Annotated in this window: 20 protein-coding genes and 1 other annotated feature; all 20 genes read left to right on the forward strand. The window is 46.6% G+C overall.

What is annotated here, in order from left to right:
• The first annotated feature begins 36 nt into the window (after positions 1-36).
• Positions 37-1,086, forward strand: coding sequence for a DNA integrity scanning diadenylate cyclase DisA (gene disA, locus BM613_RS00385; RefSeq protein ID WP_109429577.1), 1,050 nt, complete (start codon positions 37-39; stop codon positions 1,084-1,086).
• Positions 1,087-1,134: 48 nt separating this feature from the next.
• Positions 1,135-1,848, forward strand: a complete 714-nt coding sequence (gene pssA, locus BM613_RS00390; protein ID WP_109429187.1) for a CDP-diacylglycerol--serine O-phosphatidyltransferase — start codon at positions 1,135-1,137, stop codon at positions 1,846-1,848.
• A 130-nt stretch (positions 1,849-1,978) separates the two neighbouring features.
• Positions 1,979-3,067 carry a PIN/TRAM domain-containing protein gene (locus tag BM613_RS00395; protein ID WP_109429578.1) on the forward strand — a complete coding sequence of 363 codons (1,089 nt, stop codon included), beginning with the start codon at positions 1,979-1,981 and terminating at the stop codon, positions 3,065-3,067.
• An 80-nt stretch (positions 3,068-3,147) separates the two neighbouring features.
• Positions 3,148-3,861 carry a 2-C-methyl-D-erythritol 4-phosphate cytidylyltransferase gene (gene ispD, locus BM613_RS00400; RefSeq protein ID WP_181362794.1) on the forward strand — a complete coding sequence of 238 codons (714 nt, stop codon included), beginning with the start codon at positions 3,148-3,150 and terminating at the stop codon, positions 3,859-3,861.
• Positions 3,846-4,325, forward strand: a complete 480-nt coding sequence (ispF, locus tag BM613_RS00405; RefSeq protein ID WP_109429189.1) for a 2-C-methyl-D-erythritol 2,4-cyclodiphosphate synthase — start codon at positions 3,846-3,848, stop codon at positions 4,323-4,325. The genes ispD and ispF overlap by 16 nt, the downstream gene beginning before the upstream one ends.
• Before the next feature lie 9 nt (positions 4,326-4,334).
• A complete protein-coding gene (gltX, locus tag BM613_RS00410) occupies positions 4,335-5,786 on the forward strand; it encodes a glutamate--tRNA ligase (protein ID WP_109429190.1) in 1,452 nt (483 codons plus the stop codon).
• A 298-nt stretch (positions 5,787-6,084) separates the two neighbouring features.
• A complete protein-coding gene (gene cysE / locus BM613_RS00415; protein WP_109429191.1) occupies positions 6,085-6,738 on the forward strand; it encodes a serine O-acetyltransferase in 654 nt (217 codons plus the stop codon).
• A 14-nt stretch (positions 6,739-6,752) separates the two neighbouring features.
• Entirely contained in the window at positions 6,753-8,141 is a 1,389-nt protein-coding gene (cysS, locus tag BM613_RS00420) for a cysteine--tRNA ligase (protein ID WP_109429192.1), read from the forward strand.
• A complete protein-coding gene (locus BM613_RS00425) occupies positions 8,138-8,536 on the forward strand; it encodes a Mini-ribonuclease 3 (RefSeq protein WP_245926179.1) in 399 nt (132 codons plus the stop codon). Before cysS ends, BM613_RS00425 begins: the two co-directional genes overlap by 4 nt.
• Positions 8,533-9,576, forward strand: coding sequence for a 23S rRNA (guanosine(2251)-2'-O)-methyltransferase RlmB (rlmB, locus tag BM613_RS00430; protein ID WP_245926180.1), 1,044 nt, complete (start codon positions 8,533-8,535; stop codon positions 9,574-9,576). The genes BM613_RS00425 and rlmB overlap by 4 nt, the downstream gene beginning before the upstream one ends.
• A gap of 109 nt (positions 9,577-9,685) precedes the next feature.
• Positions 9,686-10,336 carry an RNA polymerase sporulation sigma factor SigH gene (gene sigH / locus BM613_RS00435; protein ID WP_109429194.1) on the forward strand — a complete coding sequence of 217 codons (651 nt, stop codon included), beginning with the start codon at positions 9,686-9,688 and terminating at the stop codon, positions 10,334-10,336.
• 136 nt (positions 10,337-10,472) lie between these two features.
• The gene (gene rpmG, locus BM613_RS00440) at positions 10,473-10,622 is read left to right on the forward strand and encodes a 50S ribosomal protein L33 (protein WP_109429195.1); all 150 of its coding nucleotides are present in this window, start codon (positions 10,473-10,475) and stop codon (positions 10,620-10,622) included.
• Between the two features lie 53 nt (positions 10,623-10,675).
• Positions 10,676-10,900 carry a preprotein translocase subunit SecE gene (gene secE / locus BM613_RS00445; protein ID WP_181362795.1) on the forward strand — a complete coding sequence of 75 codons (225 nt, stop codon included), beginning with the start codon at positions 10,676-10,678 and terminating at the stop codon, positions 10,898-10,900.
• A 37-nt stretch (positions 10,901-10,937) separates the two neighbouring features.
• The gene (gene nusG, locus BM613_RS00450) at positions 10,938-11,483 is read left to right on the forward strand and encodes a transcription termination/antitermination protein NusG (protein WP_109429196.1); all 546 of its coding nucleotides are present in this window, start codon (positions 10,938-10,940) and stop codon (positions 11,481-11,483) included.
• A gap of 165 nt (positions 11,484-11,648) precedes the next feature.
• Complete coding sequence (gene rplK, locus BM613_RS00455) at positions 11,649-12,074, forward strand: 50S ribosomal protein L11 (protein WP_109429197.1); 426 nt, start codon at positions 11,649-11,651, stop codon at positions 12,072-12,074.
• Positions 12,075-12,163: 89 nt separating this feature from the next.
• A complete protein-coding gene (gene rplA / locus BM613_RS00460) occupies positions 12,164-12,868 on the forward strand; it encodes a 50S ribosomal protein L1 (protein WP_109429198.1) in 705 nt (234 codons plus the stop codon).
• Between the two features lie 40 nt (positions 12,869-12,908).
• Positions 12,909-13,063: a sequence feature (ribosomal protein L10 leader region), on the forward strand.
• Positions 13,064-13,072: 9 nt separating this feature from the next.
• Entirely contained in the window at positions 13,073-13,573 is a 501-nt protein-coding gene (gene rplJ, locus BM613_RS00465) for a 50S ribosomal protein L10 (protein WP_146192737.1), read from the forward strand.
• An 84-nt stretch (positions 13,574-13,657) separates the two neighbouring features.
• The gene (rplL, locus tag BM613_RS00470) at positions 13,658-14,029 is read left to right on the forward strand and encodes a 50S ribosomal protein L7/L12 (RefSeq protein ID WP_109429200.1); all 372 of its coding nucleotides are present in this window, start codon (positions 13,658-13,660) and stop codon (positions 14,027-14,029) included.
• 137 nt (positions 14,030-14,166) lie between these two features.
• Positions 14,167-14,766 carry a class I SAM-dependent methyltransferase gene (locus tag BM613_RS00475; protein WP_109429201.1) on the forward strand — a complete coding sequence of 200 codons (600 nt, stop codon included), beginning with the start codon at positions 14,167-14,169 and terminating at the stop codon, positions 14,764-14,766.
• 249 nt (positions 14,767-15,015) lie between these two features.
• Entirely contained in the window at positions 15,016-18,549 is a 3,534-nt protein-coding gene (gene rpoB / locus BM613_RS00480) for a DNA-directed RNA polymerase subunit beta (RefSeq protein WP_109429202.1), read from the forward strand.
• The last annotated feature ends 34 nt before the right edge of the window (positions 18,550-18,583 follow it).

The following is an 18,583-nucleotide window of genomic DNA, read 5'->3' on the forward strand; positions in this document are numbered from 1 at the left end:
CGCGAACGAGATGACACAAAGCGCGGTGAAGCGACGATGATGAAGACGTTACGCATGGTGGCGCCGGGGACACCAATTCGTGAGGGCATTGACAATGTATTACGCGCTAAGACTGGGGGTCTCATTGTCATCGGGTTTGATCAACTTGTAGAGTCTTTAATTGACGGGGGATTCGCGATCAATTGTGACTTTAGTCCTGCGCGACTCTATGAACTTGCAAAAATGGATGGGGCGATCATTTTAAGCGAAGATGCCAAGCGCATTCTGTTTGCGAATACGCAACTCAATCCTGATCCATCGATTCCAACTGGTGAAACGGGGACGAGACACCGCACGGCCGAACGTGTAGCTAAACAAACTGGCAGGCTCGTGATTTGCGTTTCACAGCGACGCAATGTGATCACATTGTACCAAGCGACGGATCGCTATGCACTCAATGACATCAGTCGAATCATCACAAAGGCTAATCAAGCAATGCAGACATTAGAGAGATACAAAGCAGTGCTCGATTCTACTCTATCCAATTTGTCCGCACTAGAAATGGATGAAATTGTTACATTGCAGGATGTTGTTGGTGTTATTCAGCGCTTTGAAATGGTGTTGCGCATTAAGGCGGAAATCAAGCGCTATATCACTGAACTGGGTTCTGAAGGTCGACTGATTTCTATGCAGATGGATGAGCTAGTTTCACGCGTGGAAGAGGAAGCCTACCTCCTCGTAAAAGATTATTCGGCAAGCAACCAAGAGCTTACACCCCATCAAATTCTTACAGAGATTCATTCGCTGGATACAGAAGAGGTATTGAATGGGCAAGCGATCGTCTACGCACTTGGATACTCAGGGATTAACAATCTAGCGGAAGCAAATATTGCATCTCGGGGCTATCGCATTTTGCACAAGATTCCACGTTTGCCCCAACCTGTGATCGAAAATTTGACTGAAGAGTTTACGACGCTTGGGAAAATTGTTTCTGCTACTGTTGAGGAACTAGACGATGTAGAGGGAATTGGATCGGTTCGCGCGCGTTCGATTAAAGAGGGGTTAAAGCGTATGCAAGAACTCGCATTCCTTGAGCGTAATCTCTAAAGTTTAAAGTAGTGAAATAAGGAACAAGATGGTGTGGAGGAGGACTTTATGCGCAACTCACTCGCAAATTTACTCACACTTCTTAACCTCATACTCGGAATGGTTTCTCTGATGTTATCTGTGCAAGGATCGTATGAAGTGGCGGCCTTGTTTGTCATTGTCGGTATGGCATTTGATGGGTTAGATGGTCGTGTGGCTCGAGCACTAGGTATCTCAAGCGAATTTGGCAAACAACTCGACTCGCTTTCTGACATTGTCACTTTTGGTATAGCGCCGTCCATTATCATGTGGGATGTGGTTCTTCGCAACCTTGGTGTGCTTGGGGCGTTTATTGCCTGTGCGTTTCCTGTTGCAGGCGCGTTGCGTTTGGCACGGTTTAATGTACAGACGGGTCAACGGCATTATTTTATCGGGTTGCCGATTACGGCAGCGGGGGGCATTCTTGCAACATTTGCGCTTTATCATGGACTTATTCCTACATTTTGGCTTCCTCTTTTAACGCTGGCATTGAGTTATCTTATGGTTAGTAAAACGAAGTATCCTAACTTTAAACATTTGGCTGTCCCGCGCTTTGCTTACGTTGTGGTCCCATTTCTAGCAATTGTGGTTGCTTTCGTCTTAATTCACCATCGTAATTTGGTAGCAAGAGCGATTTTTATCGTTTTGGCCCTATATGGCGGGTATGGTGTTTGGTATGATTTGCATATGATTCGAAAAAGACGTGCAAGACGCCGCGATGCATATGGATCTACGCACGAATAAAGAGGAGTAATTCTATGGAATTGATGGAGTTTTCGCAATTGACCCCTTTACAAACGCTGTGATAAGCTGTAAACAATTACGTTTAAAAGTTTTATGCTTGTCTATACTGATGTAGAGGAGGTGACACATGTTGGTACGCAGATTGGTTCAGATTTTTTTCTTTGTCATTGGTTTGGCGCTTGGAGGAGCATATGGAGAACGCGTTTTCGCACTCATTCATGTTCCTTTGTTTCCTTGGGAAGATGTCACTTCGGCAATAGTCGGTGGATTAGTTGCGATGTTTATCGCAACATTTGTAGTTGATCCGTTTGTCGAATGGTTTCGCTGGCTGGAAGACAAGTTGATTCGCACACCGCTTGTCGATTTGTTATCTGGCGTCCTTGGTCTTGTGATTGGACTCGGAATTGCCTTTGTGGTAACACCGGCGATTGGACATATTCCTGTTATTGGTATTCTTGTGCAATTTTTTGCTTCCGTCTTATTAGGCTATCTTGGTTTTCGTATCTTCTTCTCGCGCCGCGAGGAAATTTTCTCGCTAATCCCGTCCTTATTATCTAAGGGGGGGCGTGACAGGGGAAACAAAGGAGCACAAGCTTCCTCTCCCCGCGTAGGGGAGGCAAAGATTTTGGATACTAGCGTCATCATTGACGGACGGATAGCTGATATTGTCGAGACGGGCTTTCTCGACGGTGTATTAATTATCCCCTCTTTTGTGCTTGGAGAGTTACAGCATATCGCTGATAGTTCAGATGTCTTGAAGCGCAATCGAGGTCGTAGAGGTCTCGATATTTTAAATCGCATTCAAAAAGAGTTAAAAGTGAAAGTTCAAGTGCTAGAAATAGATTTTGAAGAGTTATCAGAAGTGGATAGCAAGCTGGTTAAACTTGCTAAACAGCTCGGCGGTAAAGTGGTTACGAATGACTTTAATTTAAATAAAGTGGCAGAACTACAGGGTGTATCGGTGCTAAATATCAATGATCTTGCCAATGCAGTTAAACCTGTAGTCTTGCCTGGCGAGGAGATTACAGTTCAAATTATTAAGGACGGGAAAGAGTATGGGCAAGGCATTGGTTATTTGGACGATGGTACGATGATTGTCATAGAAGGTGGACGCGATTTTATCGGACATCGTTTGGATGTGTTGGTGACGAGTGTTTTACAAACCTCGGCTGGACGGATGATTTTTGCTAAACCCAAGGTGTTTGAGAAAGCGCTGTGATTTTCCATAGCCATGCTTCCATGCTATAATCGTGCAAAGTCCACACTTTGTGATTTGTGATAGCAATGGAGATGCACACATTGGGAACCCAGTTTGACAAGAATGTCATGGAAGAAGTGGCTGTGCTTGTGATGGCAGCTGGTACGGGTACGCGGATGGGCGCCACAGAGCGAAAGCAATGGCTTATGCTCTGTGGTCGTCCGTTGTTTATTTTTACGGTTGAACGGTTGCTTTCTTTCGGGATTACCTCCTGTCTTGTCGTTGTCCATCCTACGGATTTGCAACGTGCGCGAATTGCTTTAGATGAACGCGGTCTGTATGCTGTACCGATCACTGCTGGTGGTGTTGATCGACAAGCATCGGTATGGGAAGGGTTGCAATTTGCCAAAACACGATATGTGGCAGTCCATGATGGTGCACGACCTTTTCTAACACAAGCGGATTTTTCAGCAGTATTGAAGGAAGCAATCGCTACTGGTGCAGCTACGTTGGCACATCCTGTAATTGATACGCTCAAACGTTCAGATGGAAGCACCAAAGTCGCTCAGCATATAGATCGAGAAGGTTTATGGGCAGTGCAAACACCGCAGGTTTTTTTGCGTGAGTGGCTTTATGAAGCGCATGTGGCCGCACAAGTTGACAATTTTCACGGAACGGATGATACGGTCCTACTCGCTCGGATTGGAAAATCTGTATCACTTGTTCGTGGATCAAAGTGGAACATCAAGCTTACAGATCAAGATGACCTCGCGTATATGCGATTGTGGGAGGCGGTTTCGTGCGGGTCGGATTAGGTTTTGATGTTCATCGTTTTATCAAGGGTCGTCCTCTTGTTTTAGGAGGGGTTGAGATTCCAAGCGATGTAGGTCTTGATGGACATTCGGATGCAGATGTACTTTTGCATGCAGTGATGGATGCGCTTTTAGGTGCCGCAGCACTTGGCGATATTGGAGATCATTTTCCAGATACGGATGAGCAGTTTCGCGGTGTGTCGAGTGTGGTTTTACTGCGCCGCGTAATCCAGTTAATAGGGGAACGTGGATATCGCGTCGGGAATGTTGATGTCATGATCCTTGCAGAATTTCCAAAAATCTCCCCGTATAAGCATCGTATGATCGAATTATTGGCGCACGAACTATCTGTGAGGATAGAAGATGTAAGCATCAAGGCGACAACGATGGAAAAAATGGGCTTTATTGGGCGGCGAGAAGGGATTGCTGTGGAAGCGATCGTCTTGCTGGTCGACAGAGTGAATTGAGGTGATTGTATGAGTGGTGTGCGTGTGCGCTACGCGCCAAGTCCTACAGGGCATTTGCACATTGGGGGCGCGCGGACTGCGCTGTTTAATTATTTGTTCGCAAAACATCATGGTGGTACGTTTATTCTGCGGATCGAAGATACAGATTTAGAGCGTAATGTCGATCGAGCTGCTGACGGTTTTGCTGAGCAATTGCGCTGGCTTGGCGTGGAATGGGATGAAGGGGCTTATGTGGGCGGTGAGTATGGCCCATATGTATGTACAGAGCGCCTTTCAATCTATGACGATTACATTCGGCAATTACGTGAACTTGGATATGCATACGATTGTTTTTGCACTGAAGACGAACTCGCGATCGAGCGCGAAAATGCGCTGGCAAAAGGGGAAACGCCACGCTATTCGGGCAGATGTCGGCATTTGACAGAAGAACAACGCAACCACTTTTTAGCGGAGGGTCGGAAAGCGACCGTGCGTTTTCGGGTACATGAAGAGGATACCATTCACTTTTCAGATATGATCCGCGGGGAAATGACGTTTGAGGCGGGGGCTACTGGTGGCGATTTTGTCATTGTGAAATCGAATGGAATCCCTACCTACAATTTTGCGTGTACGATCGATGATCATTTAATGGAGATCACGCATGTCATTCGCGGAGAGGAGCATATCTCGAATACACCCAGACAACTCTTGCTATATAAGGCTTTTGGTTGGGAACCGCCCATATTCGCGCATGTTTCCTTAATTTTAGGGGCGGATGGCAAAAAGCTAAGTAAACGTGATGAATCCATCGTCCAATTTATAGAGCAGTATCGGGATCTGGGGTATTTACCTGAAGCGATGTTTAATTTTTTAGCGTTATTAGGCTGGACTCCGGAGGGAGAACAGGAAATTTTAACGAAAAAAGAATTGATAGCCTCCTTTCGTTTGGAACGTGTCAATAAGAGCGGAGCTTTTTTTGATGCGACAAAGTTGGCCTGGATGAATGGTCACTATTTACGTCAGCGTTCAGAAGAAGAATTATTGCCACTTGTCAAACGCGTGTTTCTGAAGTACTCTAAGGAAACTAAGGAAATGGAATCTGACTTATGGCTTCTTAAACTTATTGCCCTATATAAAGATAAGCTAAGCTATTTGGCGCAGTTGCCTGAGATGGCGGAACCGTTTCTTGTGGAAATTCCATCGGTTCATAAAGAGGCACAAGTTTTGCTCGCGGATCGTACTGTAAGTGAAGTGCTTCAGGCGTTTTCGGATGTTGTTGCAAGTGCATCGACGTGGGACGCAGATGTTGTCAAGGCAGCGCTAAAAACTGTACAGGCAACGACAGGTCGCAAGGGGAAAGATTTATTTATGCCGATCCGGGCGGCGATATTAGGTCAGTTGCACGGCCCTGATCTTAATCAGTCGCTTGCGCTGTTAGGTCGAGAACGTATACTTCAGCGCTTGCATCAAGTCACTAGATGAGCAAATCGATCGTTTGGAGGAGTATGTTAAGTCGTCGCTACAGAGAGCCTTTTCGGTTTTATAGACCTGCTGTGAGAAAAGGCAGATGACACTTTGCAGAATGCACCAAACGCGAGCGAAAGGAACGGAGAGTCGTTTGTTCTCTCTAAGTAAACTTCGCCGGGATCGCCCGTTACAGCACGATTAAGAGCTGCCTCAAGATAGCAATATGATGCAGAATCAGAGTGGAATCGCGGGGAAACCGTCTCTGGCTGAGCTAGAGGCGGTTTTCATTTTACATGGAGGGGGTTGGTGGTGGATGTTTCGCCGCATGCGTGAAGATATCGACTTCATTATGAAGATGGATCCTGCCGCACACTCTCGTTTAGAGGTTATCCTCACATATTCAGGGGTGCATGCGGTTTGGTTCTATCGACTCGCCCATCAATTATATAAGAGGAAGTGGTTTACAATTGCGAGGATGATTTCGCAATTTGCAAGATTCCTTACGGGGATTGAAATTCACCCGGGGGCCGTGATTGGCAAAGGGCTCTTTATCGATCATGGGATGGGGGTTGTAATTGGAGAAACTGCGATTGTCGGGGATTATGTCGTGCTTTACCAGGGGGTTACACTTGGAGGAACGGGTAAGGAAAAAGGGAAGCGCCATCCAACAATTGGAAACCATGTCTTAATCGCGACAGGCGCAAAGGTGTTGGGATCCTTGACGGTGGGGGATTACGCAAAAATTGGGGCAGGTTCTGTTGTGTTAAAGTCTGTTCCTCCCCATTCGACTGTCGTGGGAATTCCTGGTCGTGTTGTCGCGATTGAAGGGCGACGTGTTGATGAATTAGATCAAGTGGACTTACCAGATCCAATTTCTGAAACCGTGCAAATGATGCAAGACCGCATAGAGCTATTAGAGCGTAGATTAGCTGCGCTTGATGCAAATATGGCTAAATCAAGTCGTTAAAGAGGGGAAGATGCATGTCGATTCGCCTTTATAACAGTTTGTCTGGGCAAAAAGAAGTTTTTGAACCTATGGAACCGGGTGTCGTCAAAATGTATTCTTGCGGTCCAACTGTGTATAATTATTTTCACATTGGAAACGCGCGCGCCTTTGTGGTGTTTGACATGGTAAGACGCTATTTGCAGTATCGAGGATATCGTGTCAAATTTGTTCAAAACTTTACAGATGTCGATGATAAGTTGATCAAGCGAGCAAATGAACTGGGTACAACGGTCGATGAAATCGCTAATCAATATATTGATGCGTATTTTGCGGATGCTACAGCGATAGGGATTGAGCGTGCAGATGTACATCCGCGCGTGACAGAGACTATGTCAGAAATTATTTCATTTATCACTGGGCTCATTGAAGCTGGGTATGCTTATGTGGCAGATGGTGATGTTCTCTTTGAAACGCCAAAGTTCAAGGACTACGGGAAACTTTCCAAACAATCGCTAGATGAACTGCAAGCAGGCAGTCGTGTTGAAGTGTCTGAACGCAAACGCAATCCGGCTGATTTTGTTTTGTGGAAGGCGGCTAAGCCAGGTGAACCTTGGTGGGATAGTCCGTGGGGGCCTGGACGTCCGGGGTGGCATATCGAGTGTTCTGCGATGATTCACAAACATCTTGGAGAGCATATTGATATTCATGGTGGGGGACATGATTTACTATTCCCTCATCATGAGAATGAAATTGCGCAAAGTGAGGCGTTGCTAGGGGCTCCACTTGCACGATACTTCCTGCACAATGGATATATCAACATTAATAATGAGAAAATGTCAAAATCGCTCGGTAACAGCATTTTTGTTCATGACCTTGTGAAGCGCTATGATCCGCGAGCTTTGCGCCTGTTTTTGCTCTCTGCTCAATATCGTAGTCCGATCAACTATTCAGACGAGGTCATGGCGCAAACAGTTGCAGCGATTCGTCGTATTGATAGCTGCTATGACAGTTTAGTTGAAAAATTGGAGACTCCTTTTTTGCCGGAAGGAGACCCAGTCGATCTTTCCGAGTGGGAAGAGCGTTTGGTAACGGCTATGGACGATGATATAAATACGGGTGATGCCATTGGCGTCTTGTTTGATTTTGTTCGATCGGCAAATAGTTATGTACATCTCGGGTCGGTAGATCGCCAAGGATTGCAGGCGAGACATGAAAAATTGCGGAATTGGTTACAATTATTTGGGCTAGCCAAGGATTTTTCGGAGTTACCGGATGAGGAAATTGCAAAGCTGATTGAGGAGCGTGTGCTTGCGCGTAAAGCACGCGATTTTGCAAAAGCGGATATGATTCGCGAAAAATTACTAGCACAGGGAATTCATCTTGAAGATACCGCAAAAGGTGTAAGATGGTGGAGAGAATCGTGAACCAGCAGGAAAAAGCCTATCGTTTACCTCCTTTAACTTTGGCTTATGTTGGTGATGCGGTATGGGAGCTTGCTGTGCGACATTATTTGGTGGAAAATGGAGAGACACAACCTAGACGCTTACATCGTTTGGCGGTCGAACGAGTACGAGCCAAGTCACAAGCTGATCGACTGCGCCAGATCCGAGAGGAACTGTCAGATCAGGAGCGTGAGGTTGTGCGTAGAGGGAGAAACGCAAAGTCGAACTCTATACCGCGCAGTGCCTCTGTAGCAGATTATCGAGCGAGTACGGGAATTGAAGCATTGCTTGGTTACTTGTACTTAGCGGATCAAAAAGAACGGCTAAATGAAATTCTGCAGTTATTGTTACAAGTTGAGGAGACTGATAAGCAGTGAGAAATCAAGTGTCAACACGAACCCGTACGAAAGGTCAGAGCGCAAGACGCAAAGGGAGCCCTTCTGGTTCTAAATTCGCAAAAGGAAGTATGGATTATAGTGAAAAATCACGGATAAAGGGTCGTCGTGAAGATAGGTCTCTCGAAACGGGGGGGCGAGATGATGCGAAAAAAGACAAGATCGGCCGTAGGGGGGCCGCGCGTTTTGAACGCGATCGGCAGAGCGGGCGCGGTCGGTCGGTTCGCTCGGAGCGAACAAAGTTGCCAGAACAGACACGCGTCGAGGAAGTCGATAAGCATGAGGAGTTTGTATTTGGAAGGCGTGCTGTACTTGAAGCATTAAAAGGGCAAAGAGCGTTGAATAAAATTCTGCTACAGGAGGATGCTGCTGGCGGAAGTTTAACTGAGATTTTAGCTGTTGCACGAGATCAGCGAGTCATTGTGCAAAAAGTTCCCAAAGCAAAGATGAATGAGATCGTTGGTGAACGCAGTCATCAAGGAGTGATTGCGTACACGTCTGCTAAAAATTATGTCGATTTGGAAGAGTTGATTCAAAAGGCGCGCGCAAAGAAACCCGGGCTGCTTGTTGTTCTCGATGGGATCGAGGATCCGCATAATCTAGGCTCCATTTTACGCGTAGCGGATGGTGCGGGAGCAGCTGGTGTCATTATTCCAAAACGGCGTGCGGTAGCTCTGACGGGTACTGTAGCGAAAGCATCGGCTGGGGCGCTTGAGCATGTAGATGTAGCGCGAGTGAGCAATATTGGGCAAACGTTGTTACGCCTAAAGGAAGCAGGGTTTTGGGTGATCGGTACATCCCCTGAAGCACCGCAAATGTACTGGCAGGTTGACTATACGATGCCGGTAGCGGTTGTCATTGGGGCAGAAGGGGCGGGCATTAGCCGTTTGACGGCTGAACGGTGTGATGTTTTGGTTGGGTTGCCAATGAACGGTCAGGTCAACTCATTAAACGCTGGAGTTGCAACTGGTATTCTTCTCTACGAAATTGTTCGGCAACGAATCTCTCGGCTGTCGAAATAAGGAGATTTGAGAGATTTCTCCCGTTTTCTTATACAAACGAGGTTGACCCTCTCGGAATCTATCATGTATACTGACGTTACTATAATGCGATGATAGACTCCCCGGGGGGATGACGGTGGCAGTTGAACTTTCGGTCGAACACGGTCGAAGCCTTGACGACATCCCGGACGAAGTATTAGTCGAGTGCGTAAGGGTCGGCGATAATCATGCGTTGGAATGTCTAATCCAGCGTTATAAGACATTTGTCCGTGGCAAAGCTCGTTCCTACTTTCTTATCGGTGCAGATCATGAGGATATCGTTCAGGAGGGTATGATTGGCTTATACAAAGCCATTAGAGACTTTCGTGATGATAAACTCGCTTCGTTTAAGGCGTTTGCGGAACTGTGCGTAACGAGACAGATCATTACTGCAATCAAAACGGCGACGCGCCAAAAACATGTGCCATTAAATTCTTATATTTCGCTGGACAAGCCGATTTACGATGAAGAGTCTGATCGCACTTTGATGGATGTGATCGGAGTGGCACGCGTTGCAGATCCGGAAGAATTGATTATCAACCGTGAAGAGTTTAACCGGATCGAATATAAAATGGCTGAATTATTAAGCGAATTAGAACGAAATGTTCTCATGCTTTATTTGGATGGTCGTTCGTATCAAGAGATTGCGGTGGATTTACAACGGCATGTGAAGTCGATTGATAATGCGTTGCAGCGCGTAAAACGGAAGTTGGAAAAACATCTTGAAGATCGCCTTGCCTAGGCTTGGGATCTGAAATTAGTGATGAGAATATATGACACGGTGATTAAACACGATGCAAAAGGGCAATATTGACATACGTTGTCACTTGTGTTAGAGTATTTGGGTGTTTTCGGCCTTGTAAAGGGAGGTGCTCTGCATGCGGGTGACGATTACGTTAGCTTGTACAGATTGCAAACAGCGCAACTATACAACGATTAAAAATAAGAAGAACGACCCAGACCGTCTGGAAATGAAAAAGTTTTGTAAATACTGCAATTCTCAGACGTTGCACCGTGAAACGCGTTAAGTGTCGAGATCTACTTCATTCGTGGGGTTCGTCCGATGTTGGGGGTGCCTTAATTGAGTAATTTTTTTGCCAGTGTACAACACGGGACGAATGAAATCGTCGGGTACTTTCGTGGGGTTGTTGAAGAAGTAAAAAAGGTTCGTTGGCCTACTCGCAAAGAGTTGGTCTCTTACACGATAACAGTGGTTATCGTGTGCACGGTTATGTTTGTTCTAACTTATGGATTTGATTTGCTGGTTACGCGGGGATTTGAGTTGCTCGGCATAGGGAATTCCTGATCTTAACTTAGGAGGTGCGGGCTGCCGCCCTCGTTCTATGGAGAATCAATTAGAGACACAGTGGTATGTCGTTCATACGTACTCAGGGTATGAAAACAAAGTAAAAGCGAATCTGGAGCGCCGTGTCGAATCTATGAACATGGCGGATAAGATTTTTCGCATACTGGTGCCGACAGAGGAAGAAATTGAAATTAAAAATGGCAAGAAAAAGTCTGTGCAACGCAAGGTCTTCCCGGGCTATGTGTTGGTCGAAATGATCATGACAGATGACTCTTGGTATGTTGTGCGCAATACACCTGGAGTTGCGGGGTTTGTTGGTTCGAGTGGTGCAAACTCAAAGCCAACACCGCTGTTGTCTAGCGAAGTTCGGCTGATTTTGATGCAGATGGGTGTAGACGATGTGAAAACTCGCTTTGACTATGAAGTCAATGAGGTGGTGCGCATTGTTGGCGGACCGTTTGCAAATTTTGTGGGCACGATCGACGAAATTTTGTGGCCGGAACATAAGGTTCGCGTATTAGTTTCGATGTTTGGACGGGAAACTCCGGTAGAGCTTGATTTTGAGCAGATGGAGAAACTATAATAGAACGGTCTATAAAGTAGAGTACTGCATAGAGCTGATTTTTGTGGTGCTCAAATTTGTTGTAATCCGCTACTATGTGCGTGCATTGTTGTGCTGTAGTGGGAGGTCGTAGGGTGCACCTGCGCCCGTCATACCACATGGGTGAGGGAAAGTGAGGTTTTTGCAGTGGCAAAACGCGTGATTAAACTGGTAAAACTGCAGGTCGCTGCAGGAAAAGCCACTCCGGCGCCGCCGATTGGTCCAGCTTTGGGTCAAGCAGGCGTCAACATTATGATGTTTTGTAAAGAGTTTAATGCTCGAACAGCAGATCAACCAGGGATGATTATCCCGGTTGTCATTACAGTCTATGAGGATCGTTCATTTACATTTGAACTTAAAACTCCTCCTGCCTCCGTGTTGTTGAAAAAAGCACTCGGAATTGAGAGCGGTTCGGGAGAGCCAAACAAGAAGAAAGTTGGTACGCTTTCCCGCGCAAAAGTGCGTGAGATTGCGGAAATGAAAATGGTGGATTTAAACGCGGCGAGTGTTGAAGCTGCAATGCGCATGGTCGAAGGTACAGCGCGTTCGATGGGCATTGTGATTGCGGATTAGCGCAAGATGCTGCGTGACGTGGGAGGTGCGGAGTAAGACGAACGTCTTGCGAAGTGCGCCGTCAACCACATTTAGGGAGGAACGAGAAAATGGCAGGGAAGAAATACGCTGAAGCATTAAAGTTGATCGATAAAGATCGTTTATACGATCCAATTGAAGCATTGGAATTGGTAAAACAAACGTCAGTGACCAAATTTGATGCGTCTGTTGAGATTGCTTTTCGCCTAGGACTGGATCCGCGTAAAAACGACCAGCAAATTCGCGGCGCTGTGGTACTTCCGCATGGCACAGGGCGTACGGTTCGTGTGATTGTATTTGCAAAAGGAGATAAGGCTCGCGAGGCTGAAGCTGCGGGTGCTGACGTGGTCGGCGATGAGGATTTAGTGGCCAAGATCGCGGGCGGATGGATGGAGTTTGATGCTGCAATCGCAACGCCGGATATGATGGCGAGCGTTGGGCGACTGGGGCGTGTACTCGGTCCGCGCGGACTGATGCCAAATCCGAAAACGGGAACTGTTACGTTTGACGTGAAGAGAGCGGTTGAAGAAGTTAAAGCGGGTAAAATTGAGTATCGCCTTGATAAAGGCGCTAATGTGCATGCGGTATTGGGGAAGGTATCCTTCCCAACTGAAAAGCTCGTTGAAAACTTTCAGGCGATATTTGAAGCGTTGCAAAAAGCAAAGCCAGCTGCTGCAAAGGGGCAGTATTTCCGGAGTGTATCGGTCAGTACGACGATGGGGCCTGGAATTCCGCTCAATTTGCAAAGATTGACGGCAACAACGCGCGCTCAGTAGAATTCTTAAAGTTTGCATTGCATAGAGTGATGTGCTACAATATTGCAAGTTTGTCGAGCTGTAGACAGTAGGTGTCCCGAGGACTTAAACAAACCTACCGAGGCTGCGACCACCGGATCGGATGAAGGGTAAAACGACCTTTTCCTGAAACGCATGGACGTAGTCTCCGCCTCGGCGGAGTTTTTTGTTTGCTAGGAGGTGTAGATAGTGAGTGTTCGTGAAGAGAAAGCAGCGCTAGTAGCGGAAGTCGCTGATAAATTAGCGCAAAGCAAGACGACGATTGTCACTGATTATCGTGGATTAACGGTTGGCGAAGTGACAGAGCTGCGAAAAAGATTGCGTGAAGCAGGCATTGAGTTTCGCGTGTTAAAGAACACATTGGTCCGTCGTGCAACTGCACAGTCGGGGACAGAAGCTCTTGATGTGTTTCTTAAAGGCCCAACAGCGATCGCTTTTAGTACAGAGGATCTCGTCGCGCCAGCTAAATTGCTAAATGACTTTGCGGCGAAGAATAAGGCGCTGGAAATCAAAGGTGGTTTAGTAGAGGGCAAATTGATTGATGCGGATGGAGTTAAGGATTTAGCTTCCTTGCCATCACGCGAAGGCCTTTTGTCAATGTTGCTTAGTGTGTTGCAGGCTCCGATGCGCAATCTGGCTTATGCGACCAAGCAGATTGCAGAACAAAAGGAAGCTCAAGGCGCTTAATAGCAAGTGCTATGGTTTGTCGATTTGAAGATAGTCATTTTCGTTTAACTTTACTATAAAAGAACTAGTTTTGGAGGGGTTTACGTGTCTAAGGAGCAAATTATTGAAGCGATTAAAGGCATGACAGTTCTTGAACTCAATGAACTTGTAAAAGCAATCGAAGAAGAATTTGGTGTTACAGCAGCTGCGCCTGTTGCAGTAATGGGTGGAGCGGCAGCTGGTGGCGCTGAAGCAGAAGCGGAACAGTCTGAGTTTGATGCAATCCTAGTCGATGCGGGTGCGTCGAAAATTAACGTGATTAAAGTGGTTCGCGAGATTACCGGTTTAGGGCTGAAAGAAGCAAAAGAATTAGTCGATAACGTTCCAAAACCGTTAAAAGAAAAAGTCAGCAAAGAAGATGCGGAAGCTGTAAAGGCGAAAATTGAAGAGGCTGGCGGAAAAGTCGAAGTCAAGTAGTGTTCATTTATCCATAGATGCTCAGCGGGCCGCGCAGTGCGTGGGTCCGCTGACTTTTCATAAGCAAGTTTATAGGGAAAACAATGCTGAGAAAAGGATTTATTTAGTGGTTGTTGCTCAGCTGAGGTGAGAAACTGATGCCAGACCATTACTACAGCGCACGTCCGAGTAGTGCATCGGATCGCAGAAAGATAACGGCGGTATTACGCGGCCGAGATTTTGTGTTTATAACAGACAAAGGTGTATTCAGTCGTGCGGGGGTTGATTTTGGATCAGCGCTACTAGCGAATGCTGCGCACGTCGATGTAGGTGATTCAATTCTCGATTTGGGCTGCGGTTACGGGCCCGTGGGAATTGCACTGGCTGCGACTGTTCCAGATGTCACTGTGTGGGCTGTCGATGTGAATGAGCGGGCGGTTGAATTATGTAACATCAATGCCGAGGTGGCGCGTGTCTCTGTACACGCTCTTGTTAGTGATGGCGTTGCTGCCTTGCCGAAAGACATTCAGTTTGACTGTGTCGTTTTTAATCCTCCCATTCGAGCAGGGAAGTCTGTGGTTTGGCGTTTATATGAGCAGGCGTTTGCGGTTTTGCGCAACGGCGGGCGATTGTTTGTAGTGATTCAGAAGAAACAGGGAGCAGAATCTAGTGAAACCTTTTTGCGCTCACTCTTTTCTGAAGTGAGGACCATTCAACGCGAAGCTGGCTATCGTGTCTATGAATGTAAAAAGGAATGATCGATGGGTGAGGAAGGCGGCAATATGCTTGAAATATGTCGTTGACTTATCATCTCATTCATGCTATCGTCATATAATGCGAAATATTATTCTGGGGTTGTATGCTCTACGGATGAATATTTCGCCTAATTTGTGGCGATAGAAGTATATTACATGTTCTATTTCAAGGAGAAATGAGGTCGAGCTTGACCCGTTTGTCTTTCTTTCTTTTTGCGGAAAGCCAGCGATTTGGTATGAGGGGTGACCGATTTGCAGGGACACGTAGTAAAGTACGGGCGCCGCGAGCGCAGGACGTACTCCCGCGTTGCGGAAGTTCATGAACTCCCGAATTTGATTGAGATCCAACAAAAGTCGTACCAGTGGTTTTTGAACGATGGATTGCGCGAGCTCTTCGCAGATATTTCCCCCATTCAAGACTTCACAGGCAATTTAACCTTGGAGTTTGTTGATTATAGTCTTGGGGATCCGAAGTATAGTGTCGAGGAGTCAAAAGAGCGGGACGTAACATACGCGGCACCGCTTCGTGTGAAGGTGCGGCTAATTAACCGCGAAACAGGTGAAGTCAAAGAACAGGAAGTGTTTATGGGCGATTTTCCGCTCATGACGGAGACTGGGACTTTCATTATCAATGGTGCGGAACGCGTCATTGTCAGTCAACTTGTTCGCTCGCCTAGTGTGTATTTCAATGCAAAAGTAGATAAGAACGGGAAAAGAACGTACAGTGCAACAGTAATTCCAAACCGCGGCGCCTGGCTCGAACTCGAGACAGATGCCAAAGATATTATATATGTGCGTATTGACCGCACGCGTAAGATTCCAGTCACGGTGTTATTAAGAGCACTCGGATTTTCATCGGATGCTGAGATTTTGTCCCTGCTTGGTGAAGATGAATTTCTGCGCAACACACTGGAAAAGGATAACACAGACTCTACCGAAAAGGCCTTGATTGAAATTTATGAACGCCTGCGTCCGGGAGAACCACCTACGGTGGAAAATGCGCGCAATTTGTTGACATCGCGCTTTTTTGATCCCAAGCGGTATGATCTGGCGGCAGTGGGTCGATATAAAATCAATAAAAAGTTACATTTGAAAAATCGCTTGCTCAATCAGCGTCTGGCAGAATCACTTGTCGATGCAGAGACTGGAGAAATTTTAGCTGAGGCAGGACAACTTGTCGATCGACGGCTGTTAGATCGTTTGCTTCCATATCTAGATGCCGGATTAAATGAACATACGTATCGCTCGGCGGCAGGAGTTACTGAAGATCCGTTGATTCATGTACAAGAAATTCGGATCTTTAGTCAACGTGAAGACGGAAAACCGATTAAAGTGATCGGTAATGGTCGAATTGGGAAAAATGTAAAACATATTGTTCCGGCAGACATTATTGCATCGATCAGCTATTTCATGGATTTGCTGCATGGTGTAGGCGACACGGATGATATTGATCATTTAGGCAATCGCCGTTTGCGCTCCGTAGGAGAGTTGTTGCAAAATCAATTTCGCATTGGTTTGTCTCGGATGGAACGCGTCGTGCGCGAACGGATGTCAATTCAAGATGCGAATGCGATAACGCCTCAAGGATTGATTAATATTCGTCCGGTGATTGCATCGATTAAGGAGTTTTTTGGGTCGAGTCAGTTATCGCAGTTTATGGATCAAACAAATCCGTTAGCGGAACTCACTCATAAACGACGTCTTTCGGCGCTTGGTCCCGGGGGGCTAACACGTGAACGGGCAGGATTTGAAGTTCGAGATGTTCACCATTCTCATTATGGTCGGATGTGTCCGATTGAAACTCCTGAAGGTCCAAACATTGGATTGATAAACAGTTTGTCCACATATGCTCGAATTAATGAGTATGGATTTATTGAAACCCCTTATCGACGTGTAGATCCGGAGACGGGTCTCGTAACAGATCACGTGGATTACCTGACTGCAGATGAAGAAGACAACTATGTGATTGGTCAGGCTAGTTCACGCATCACACCTGAGGGTAAGTTCATGGACGCAGAGCAGATTGTTCGCTATAAAGAAGAGATTCTAACCATGCCTGCGGAACGTGTTGATTACATTGATGTATCGCCAAAGCAAGTAGTATCTGTGGCAACGGCTTTAATTCCATTTCTTGAAAATGACGATGCCAATCGCGCGTTGATGGGTTCAAACATGCAGCGCCAAGCGGTTCCTCTGCTTGTTACAGATGCCCCGCTAGTCGGGACAGGGATGGAGTACAAAGCAGCCCGTGATTCGGGTGTTGCAATCCTTGCGAAGCGATCAGGAGTCGTTGAACGCGTCACGGCAAACGAAATTCAAATCCGTGTGCAAGAGGTTGTCGATGGAAAAGTCGTGCAGGGGAATATTGATCGCTATAAGATTATGAAGTTTATGCGCTCGAACCAAGGGACCTGTATCAATCAGCGACCGATTGTGCGTATGGGAGACGTTGTTCAAAAGGGTGATATTATCGCAGATGGTCCAGCGACCGATCAGGGAGAATTGGCGCTAGGCCGAAATGTCCTCGTTGCGTTTATGACGTGGGAAGGATACAACTATGAAGATGCGATTCTGTTAAGTGAAGACGTTGTGAAAGAGGATATTTACACTTCGATTCACATTGAGGAATACGAGTGTGAAGCGCGCGATACAAAACTTGGACCAGAGGAGATCACGCGTGACATCCCAAATGTTGGAGAGGATGCGTTGCGTAACCTTGACGATCGCGGGATTATTCGCATCGGAGCAGAGATTGTTGCGGGAGATATTCTAGTTGGCAAAGTAACTCCTAAAGGCGTGACAGAACTCACAGCAGAAGAGCGGTTGTTACATGCGATTTTTGGTGAAAAAGCGAGAGAGGTTCGTGACACTTCACTAAAAGCGCCAAACGGCGGCGCAGGGATCATTGTAGATGTCAAAGTGTTTACGAGGGAAAATGGCGATGAATTGCCGCCTGGTGTTAATCAGTTGGTGCGTGTCTACATCGCGCAAAAACGCAAAATTTCAGAAGGCGACAAAATGGCTGGACGGCACGGCAATAAGGGGGTCGTTGCTCGGATCATGCCCGTCGAAGATATGCCGTTTTTGCCGGATGGAACGCCTGTGCAAATTGTGTTAAACCCTCTAGGGGTTCCCTCGCGGATGAATATCGGACAAGTGCTGGAAACACATCTTGGTATGGCGGCACACGCCCTGGGCATTCGAGTTGCAACTCCTGTGTTTGATGGAGCTCATGAATCGGACGTGTTTGATGCACTTGAAGAAGCGGGTCTTGATCGCGATGGTAAGACGGTGCTTTACGATGGTCGCACTGGGGAACGGTTTGATGGACGTGTCACAGTAGGGTATGTGTACATGTTGAAGTTGCACCATTTGGTTGATGATAAGATTCATGCACGCTCGACAGGTCCTTACTCGCTAGTTACACAGCAGCCACTCGGTGGTAAAGCACAATTTGGCGGGCAGCGATTTGGGGAGATGGAAGTCTGGGCGCTTGAAGCGTATGGTGCAGCATATACACTGCAGGAGATTCTCACGGTCAAATCGGACGATGTCGTTGGACGTGTAAAGACGTATGAAGCAATCGTAAAAGGGGAGAACGTACCGGAGCCAGGTGTCCCTGAATCGTTTAAAGTGTTGATCAAAGAACTACAGAGTCTTGGGTTAGATGTAAAGATTTTATCGGAAGATGAACAAGAAATCGCAATGCGTGAATCGGATGAAGATGATGACACTACCGAAAAGCTCAATTTCAGTCTAGAAATGCGTGAAGTGGGCGAAGACTAGGATTTCTTAAAGACGACATAAGAGGGGGGCCCCT

Source organism: Sulfoacidibacillus thermotolerans (assembly GCF_003144315.1).
In the GTDB taxonomy this organism is placed as follows: Bacteria; Bacillota; Bacilli; order Alicyclobacillales; family SLC66; genus Sulfoacidibacillus; species Sulfoacidibacillus thermotolerans.